The sequence below is a fragment of the Streptodolium elevatio genome, assembly GCF_053592165.1.
On record NZ_JBSFVE010000043.1, the window covers coordinates 24,750 to 32,564 of the forward strand.

7 protein-coding genes are annotated in these 7,815 nt (G+C 66.4%); 1 reads left to right on the forward strand and 6 read right to left on the reverse strand.

What is annotated here, in order from left to right; translation table 11 throughout:
• Positions 1-126 precede the first annotated feature (126 nt).
• From ACWD12_RS39465 to ACWD12_RS39475, 3 genes are all read right to left on the reverse strand, one after another.
• On the reverse strand, positions 127-789 hold the full coding sequence (locus tag ACWD12_RS39465; protein WP_450103690.1) for an integrase core domain-containing protein: 663 nt from the start codon (positions 787-789) through the stop codon (positions 127-129).
• A gap of 77 nt (positions 790-866) precedes the next feature.
• Entirely contained in the window at positions 867-1,196 is a 330-nt protein-coding gene (locus tag ACWD12_RS39470) for an integrase (RefSeq protein WP_450103691.1), read from the reverse strand.
• 9 nt (positions 1,197-1,205) lie between these two features.
• A complete protein-coding gene (locus tag ACWD12_RS39475) occupies positions 1,206-1,496 on the reverse strand; it encodes a hypothetical protein (protein ID WP_450103692.1) in 291 nt (96 codons plus the stop codon).
• Positions 1,497-2,140: 644 nt separating this feature from the next.
• Here ACWD12_RS39475 and ACWD12_RS39480 point away from each other — a divergent pair.
• Complete coding sequence (locus ACWD12_RS39480) at positions 2,141-3,175, forward strand: endo-1,4-beta-xylanase (RefSeq protein WP_450103693.1); 1,035 nt, start codon at positions 2,141-2,143, stop codon at positions 3,173-3,175.
• A 653-nt stretch (positions 3,176-3,828) separates the two neighbouring features.
• Here ACWD12_RS39480 and ACWD12_RS39485 read toward each other — a convergent pair.
• The 3 genes from ACWD12_RS39485 to ACWD12_RS39495 all read right to left on the reverse strand — a co-directional run bounded on the left by ACWD12_RS39485 (position 3,829) and on the right by ACWD12_RS39495 (position 6,997).
• Positions 3,829-4,716: a TolB family protein gene (locus ACWD12_RS39485; RefSeq protein WP_450103694.1), complete on the reverse strand. Its 888-nt coding sequence runs from the start codon at positions 4,714-4,716 to the stop codon at positions 3,829-3,831.
• 193 nt (positions 4,717-4,909) lie between these two features.
• Positions 4,910-5,866 (reverse strand): aldo/keto reductase, encoded by a 957-nt coding sequence (locus ACWD12_RS39490; protein WP_450103695.1) that lies wholly within the window; start codon positions 5,864-5,866, stop codon positions 4,910-4,912.
• A 207-nt stretch (positions 5,867-6,073) separates the two neighbouring features.
• On the reverse strand, positions 6,074-6,997 hold the full coding sequence (locus ACWD12_RS39495; protein ID WP_450103696.1) for a TolB family protein: 924 nt from the start codon (positions 6,995-6,997) through the stop codon (positions 6,074-6,076).
• Positions 6,998-7,815: the final 818 nt, after the last annotated feature.

The window sequence follows — 7,815 nt, forward strand, 5'->3', positions numbered from 1 at the left end:
ACGGCGGAGCGCGTCAGCTCGCGTACGGGAATCGAATCGCTCTTTCGCGTAACAAATACATGAAATGCTTGTGACGTTCAAGCCTGTCCTGGTCGAAAATGCGGCTACTGGGCTTGACCTGCTGTTTTATGCGGCTGACTGATACTCGTTGAGTAGGCCTCCGAGGACTGGTCTGCGGTGGATCTGGTCGGGCCGTGTGGGGAGGGCGAGCACGTTCGGGTCGTCGTCCGGGGCACGCATGGCAAGTCCGTCGGCTTGGTGGCTGCGTCCGGTGTTGTAGTGCTCGACGTACGCGTCGAGGATTGTGCGGAGGCGGTGTTCGCCGTTGATGAGGAGCCGGTCGGTGCACTCGCGGCGGACGGAGGCGGTCCAGCGTTCCGCGAAAGCGTTCATGCGCGGCGCCTGCGGTGCGGTGGGCACGACTTCGATGCCGATCGACGCGAAGACGGCGTCGAACGCGGCGGTGAACTTCGCGTCCCGGTCCCGGATCAGGTACGCAAACCGGTGCCCGGCGTCGTCGAGGTCGGCGGCGAGTTCGCGGGCGACCTGGACGGCCCATGCCCCGGTCGGGTGTGCGGTGATCCCCGGCAGCCGCACCCGCCGGGTACCCGGTTCGATGACGAAGGCCGCGTACAGCCCCTTCAGCGTGACGGTGTCGACGTGGGAGAAGTCGGCGGCGAGCAGCGATCCGGCCTGGGCGCGCAGGAACGTGCGCCAGGTGTCGTCGCGTCGGCCGGGCGGCGGGATCCTGCGCGCCCGCAGGATCCGACGGATGGTGGACGCAGCCAACCGGTGGCCCAAGCGTCGAAGTTCGCCCTGGATCCGCACGGCGCCTCAGGTCCGGTTCTCGGTCGCGAACCGCACGATCAATGCGACCACGTCGTCGGGAATCGGTGGCCGGCCCGGCGGTCGAGGCTGCCGCCAGCGTGCGGCGAGTAGACGCCGCGCCACCGCAGCAACGTCCCCGGGGTGACGATCCGGTGCGCCCACAGCGGCTGGGGCAGCATCCGGGCCAGCGCGGACAACACCGCCCGGTCCGGCCACGACAGCCGCGGCTTCGGGTTCACCCGGCGCAGCACCGCGACCTCCTGCCGCAGTGCGAGTATCTCCGCGTCCTTCGACGCGGCCGACCGCGCGAACAGTGCGAGCCAGGAGAACACCTGGACGACAAGCCGGTACAACAGACGAACAGCCACGAACGGTGATCATCCGATCAGGCGAACGCGCAGGTCAAACCCAGTGGCCGAGTATTCGACCAGGACAAGCATCCGCCTTGATGACTTCGGGCGCCGATCGACCACTGGTTCCTGTCCCAGCGACTGAATGCCGGACGCGGCAGATCCCCGTTTCACAACTGCCTGGCCACCCTCTCCAGTGCCCTCACCGATGCGGTGCGGCAGTGGCGTTTGCGCGCCGGGGTACTGCTCGACCGGCAGGTGGAGCCAGCGCTGCCGGACGATCGCGGCGCTGACCGCGCCGGCGTCGGAAGCGGACATCACGGCCGGTCCGCTGCGGATGCTTGCGCGATTTCCGCAACAGGGGGTGCTACGCAGCCTGCACTCAGGCCGAACTGGGTTGTGCATACGCGGCGTTGGCCAATCGCGAGTCCGCCGTCGTGAACGGCCTCTGGCGTCGTCGCAATTCGGCACGCACCACACGGCCCAGGAGGCGTTGATGTCGCAGTTGAGGCCAACGGCTTCCGATTAGGTGTAGCTATTACGCAAAATTGCTTGTACGGTCGGCTCGGCTCAAACGGACGAGCGTGCTCCGCCCATCGATTGATGGTGCGGCACGCCAGGGGCTACGGCTGCGGCTGCCGCAGCGGGTGCCTCCGTGATGTCAGTGTGACCGGCTCCGCAATTCCGCGAACCTTCAGGTCAGCGCACCGCGAACCGCCGCTAGATCGCACCTCTGGCCCCATAGCCGGCCGCCGTTCATCGCTACAAGATCAGCCAACTTGAACTCCGTGTGCCCATTTTGAGGCCACCGAACAGCGAGGAGGCATCCATTGGAACACCACCGATTGGCCGCCCGAGGGGCGAGTCCACGCGCGGTGCCGTCGACGTCCGGCGGTAGTTGCGCTCGATCTCGGGCCCCCCACCGTCGTCGGTTCCGGCGCGTCGGCCCGTTCGCGGTCACCATGGTGCTCGCGCTTTTCGCGAGTCTGTTCACTTCGGGGTCGGCCAAGGCCTCGGTTCTCACCCTGCGGGGGGTAGCAGACAAGGCCGGGGTTCTCGTCGGGTCCGGGGCGATCAACCCCGCCTACCTCGACGACCCGCGGTTCGCAGCCACTCTCGCGACGCAGTTCAACAGTCTCTCCCCTGAGAACGAGCTCAAGTTCAGTTTCAGCGAACCACAGCAAGGCGTCTTCAACTTCGCGCCGCTCGACCGCCTCGTCGACTTCGCCGAGGACCACGACATCGCGGTGAAGGGGCACGGCCTCATCTCCGGCGGAGTCAATCCGGCCTGGCTGACCGAGCCCACCAACAGCCCGCAGTTCGTGCGCGCCGCGACCTTCAACCACTTCAACACCCTCATGGACCGGTACCACGGAAAGATGGACCGGTGGGACGTCGCCACCGAGGTCCTCTCCATCTTCGGCGGCACGGGGCTCGAGCACAACTTCTGGTACAACAAGCTCGGCCCTGACTACCTTGCCGAGGTGTTCCAGATGGCGCACAACGCCGACCCCAGCGCCAAGTTGTACCTCAACGAATCCCTCGTGGAGTACTACCCCGCGAAGGCTCAGGAGCTCTACGACCTCGTGGCCGATCTGGTCGCCCGTGGTGTGCCCATCCACGGTGTGGGCCTGGAGTCACACGCCACCATAGTCGGCCCCCCGCCGGGTGCCCTGACCAGCATCATCAAGTCCTACCAGGCTCTCGGGCTCGAAGTCGCCGTCACCGAGCTCGATGTGCATGTCACTGACGAGACCGCCGGCCCGGGACAGTCGAACAAGGTCCAGGCGAAGATTTACGGAGACATCGTCTCCGAGGCGCTCGCCGCCGGAGTCTCCGACATCAGCTTCTGGGGCTTCACCGACGCCCACGCCTTCACCTGGCTCCCCGGCGCCAAGCCGCTGATGTTCGACGAACACTACTTCCCGAAGCCAGCCTATTTCGCTACCTGGACCGCGCTGGCCATCCACGCCTTCGCGACTCCCCAGACGCTCTGAAGTCGACAAGGGCAGGCGTACGAACACTCGTCGGCGGGGAACCGTCTACGGCTGCCATGCCCGCGGCCTGATCTACCAGCTCGACTCCGCCACCAAGTAGCTGAACAAGCAGAACTCCCGGAGAGCCCGCGCCCAGGTTCAGGCGGCGAGCAGCCTCACACAGGACCCGCTCAACCGGGCACTCACGACGCCGAGTTGAGCTCGACGGGTGCAGGAGCCGTGTCGGTCTCCCCTCTGCAGTCCAGCTGGCCCCCAGTAGCTCCCGGGCTCTGCGGCGTCGACAGGCACCCCTTCGGGCTCTCATCGCACGATCCGTGTGATGAGAGCCCGAAGGGTGAGGGCGCTTGCGCATGGGCGACCCACGAACGAGGTTGCTGCCGAACGGACTTCGACATTCTTCGGCATGCCGTGACCAACCTAAGCGCTCGGCCACGGCTCTTCGTCCGGCTGTCGGTTGCGATCTCCTCGCCCCCCGCGCTGAACCTGCTACGGATGACGTCCTGTTCAGGCCGCTGCCCGGAGTCTTCCGGGTAGACATGACCCGCGCCGAGGTGCGGGTCGCCGTGCGCCTACCGGGCCGGCCCGGCATGAGTGCCGGCGACACGGTCGCCCTGGCCTGGGGCACCCGCAGCGGACTGAGCTGGTGGAACCGGTCAGGCGTCGACTTGGCCCTCGATCGGGTAGGCCACGTAGGCGAATCTCTGCGAGTCGGGGGACCAGCTGTTCACGTTCATCGACCCCTGCCCGCCGAAGAACCGTGAGACCAGTCTCGGCGAACGCCAATCCCCCTCCACGATTTTGATTTCGACCCATTCGTTGGCGGGATGTCCGAGGGTGCCTGGTAGGTAGGCAAGGTAGACCGCCGCGTCACCGGCGGGAGACACGTGCGGAAACCAGTTCACGGCGTCGTCGAACGTCAACCGCTCGACATTCCCGCCGTCAGCCCTCATGCGTGCGATCTGCGCGTGGCCGGAACGGTTCGTGAACATCTCTGTGTTGAAGTAGATCTCGCCATCCGGACTGAACTCGGAGCCGTCGCTGTTGCCGGGGCCGAAGGTGAGTTGCCTGTGCTCTCCGCCGTCTCGCGGCATGGTGAAGATATCGAGTGGCCCGGGGCTTTCGAGCGTCTCGGGAGAAGGGCGCCGGCCATAGCGGATACCCGTGTAGGCAATGGTTCTTCCATCGGGGCTCACGCCGTGCAGGTAGCGCAGGACCAGTGCGTCTTCCTCTGTGCGATCCGGGCTGAGTCTCGTGGCCGAGGTACCGTTCAGCGGCGCTTGGTACACCTGGCCGTCAACCGTCGAGGTGAGCAGGTAGGAGAAGTCGGTGGCGAGCACGTGGTCGTTGTTGACGGCGGGGAGTCCCGGCACGTCTATGCGAGAGAGTCCATGGCCGCCTGAAACCGGGAGACGGTAGAAATGGCCGTCGGCATTGAGAATGAGCTCCGACGTCGCGCCGTTCCAGTTCGGTGCTTCGACGAGCAGTTCGTCCGTGCGGAAGATCTCCTGCGCAGGTCGCCCATCGCGGTATCCGAGGTACACGACGCAAGACTGGCCGGGTAGCAAGCGCCGGAAGTACTCGGGTCGGCGGCTGCGGTCATGCGGCTCACTCGACATAGCGTTGCTCCGTTTCCCGGACCTGTGCAGCGGCGGTCCGCTGGTTCACGTGTTGTCCGGCGGCGCGCACCACCAGGGCGTGCCCTGCCTCCCCAGGTGGCAGTCGTCGCCTGTCGTCTCAGCGTCGTGCGATTCGGCCGAGATCGGCCACTTGCGGCCTCTCCATGGCGTCTGCCAGGTCCGTCCACAGCGCCGGCGGGACACGGACGCCACTCAGGCGGAGGAGTTCCCCTACGCGCCCTGGCTTGGAAACTCCCACCACGGTCGACGCGATTCGCCTGTCACGTGTGGAGAACTGCAGGGCGACTGCGGCGAGTTCGACTTCGTGTCGGTCGCAGACGGATCGCAGTCGCGCGACTTTGGCCCGGATCTGGTCGGTCGGGATGCCGTAGAAGAAGCGGGCGCCCTCCGATGCTGCCTTCGCCAGGATGCCGCTGGCGAAGGGTGCGGCGTTGACGAACGCGATCCCGTCACATTGCGCCCGTTCGATGAGGCGGTCGCTCGACTGCAGCAGGAGGTTGTACATGTTGTGGTGGAGGAGGACTTCGAATACTCCCGTGTCGAGATAGCGCATGATCTCGTCGGGGCGGCCCGCTGCGATACCGATGTGGCCGATTCGTCCTTCGGCCTTGAGAGCAATGAGTGTGTCAAGCGCGCCGCCCGGGGCGGTAATGTGCGCGAATGGAAACCTCTCCGGGTCGTGGAGGTACACGAGGGGGAAGTGGTCGATCCCCAGGCGCTGGGAGCTCTCGTACAGGGACGCGCGGACCCGGTCTCCGCTGAAGTGATCCTCACCCGGCCGAGGGTCCACCTTGGTCGCGACAAGGAAATCGGCCGGCTTGCCGCCGTGCTTCCGCAGACCTTCGCCTATTCGACGCTCGGACTCGCCACCCGAGTACTCGTTCGATGTGTCGAGAAACTTGATCGGACTCTGAAGCACCTCCCCGACGACCGCAGCGGCGGCAGCTCGCGACGTGTCGAATCCGTAGGCGGCGGGGTTTCCTCCCAGAGGGCTGGTGCCGATGCCGATCTCAGATACGCGCAGAAGGGTTCCACCGAGGGTGTTCGTTCTCATCGACTCTCCTACTCGAGTGCCACGGGGTCAGGGTGCACCGTCCTGCCGCGACCTGTTCTCGGCGGGGGAGCAACAATTTGCCGGTGACGGTGACGGCGGAACGTGGGGCGTCCAATGGCGCAAGGCCCTGGATGCCGAGGGCTCTCATCGCACGCGTGGTGCGATGAGAGGCCTCGTGGTGCCCGTCGGCGTGGCAAGGCGCGGGAACTAGGCGGGCTGGGTGGGCTGCAGCAGGATGCCCTTGCCTTGGCCTTCGATCTCGCCGTTGTAGGAGAGCTGGTACGCCAGTTGGCGGCCGTCGGGTGAGACGCTGGGGTTGGAGGCGTAGTAGGGCGCGTAGCGGTTGAAGAACGTGACGCGCTCCCAGCTGGAGTCGGCGAGGCTGAACTTCCAGATGTCGAGGGCCCCGGCCTCCTGCCCGTTGAATGTGAGTTCGCGTTCGACGTAGACAGCGTCGCCGGTCGGGGTGACACCTTCGGCTTCCTCGTAGGCCGTGCTGTTGGTGAGGTTGCGCAGTTGTCCTGAGGTGAGGTCCAAAGCCATCACGTCGATGTCGGAGCCGTAGACCGACAGGATCAGCTCGTTGTCCGACGGTGGGCGGAAGGCCTGCGCCTCCAGCACGACGATCGAGTCGAACAACTCGCGGCCGGCGACCTTGCGGGCGTCGGCGACCATGACGCGGTCGCCTTCGTAGCGCAGTTCGCCGACCCAGATCTCGGACACCCATCCGGGAGCTTCGGCGGGCTTGGTGAAGTCGGCGGTCGATCGGTTCCAGGCGATCTGGAGTGACGTCCGAGAGGGAGCCATGCCCTCCCAGCAGGGAAGTCCGAGCGACTGCGGTGGCTTGTCGAACGGTGCGCGCAGCACGGACATCACGCCGGTGAACCGGCCCGCCTCTTGCGCCCCCGCCGCAGGCGGCGAGGTCGGCCCGCACAGCAGCAGGTCGCCGTTGCTGAGGTAGTAGGCCCGCGAATAGCCCGGGCCGCCGAACTTCTCGGTGATCTGCGTGGTGGCGCCCGATGCGACATCGACCGTCCATATCTGCCCGAGCGCCGTGCCCTCGGCTTCGATATAGGCGATGGTCGTGCCGTCGGGCGACCAGTCGGGCCGTTGCCCACTCTTGGTCAACACACGCACCCCTGCTGGGATCTCCGTCATCGGGTCGATCCCCGGGCGGGTCCCCAGTTCCGGGTCGTGCTTGGGTACCTCGGTCTTCGGCGGAGCCGGGACCAGCGAGGCCGGAGCCGCCGTGACGTGGCGCGGAGCCGACGGCGCAGTCGGTGCGGGGGGCCCGCCGGCAGTCCCCCCGTCACCGTCGTCTGAGCCGGCCCAGAATCCGCCTCCGAACGCCGCAGCGACAGCCACCGCGCACCCCGCAGTCACCAGCGCCCTCGTTCTGCTCACACCCTGCATGCATCATCCTCGCGATCATCGTCGGTGTCCTGGCCGTCCTGGCCGTCCTGGCCGTCCTGGCGTAGGCGTGCGGACGGCTCACCAGCCCCCGCTTTCCGCGGGCGGCAGGCGAAGTCGTGATCGAGCAGAGGTGATTGTGTATGGCATGCGCAAAATCATCAAGGTTCGCTTGCGGCACTCCTGGCCCACAGGCCTCTGACCTGCGGTGAGGCCGCAGACTTTGCTGGACGTAGCGTCTATTGGCGAGCCATTGTGCCTATCGACGCTCGGATTCGGAGGGGCCGGGCCGGCCAAGTCGCTGTATGAACCATGGGGTCGGGTGGGGCTTGACGGTGCACCGGGCGCGTGAAGGCGTAGCGGTGCAACGAGTTCCAGTGCGGCCGCTCCCGCAGCTGGCCGACCACCCCGAGCGCAGCGCTATCCCCCGACAAGGACGTTCTCAGAGGGCGTTAAGTCCCGTTTCTGGTGATGTGATGTCGCCCGTTCGTGGGTGATGGAACGGTTCCGTCCTCGTGTCATGTCGTGGGCGTGATGGG

What these genes read in the sequence shown, in the direction of transcription:
- ACWD12_RS39480 (WP_450103693.1), top strand. Translation starts at nt 2,141, where the DNA reads ATGGTGCTCGCGCTTTTCGCGAGTCTGTTCACTTCGGGGTCGGCCAAG.
- ACWD12_RS39490 (WP_450103695.1), bottom strand. Translation starts at nt 5,866, where the DNA reads ATGAGAACGAACACCCTCGGTGGAACCCTTCTGCGCGTATCTGAGATC.
- ACWD12_RS39475 (WP_450103692.1), bottom strand. Translation starts at nt 1,496, where the DNA reads ATGTCCGCTTCCGACGCCGGCGCGGTCAGCGCCGCGATCGTCCGGCAG.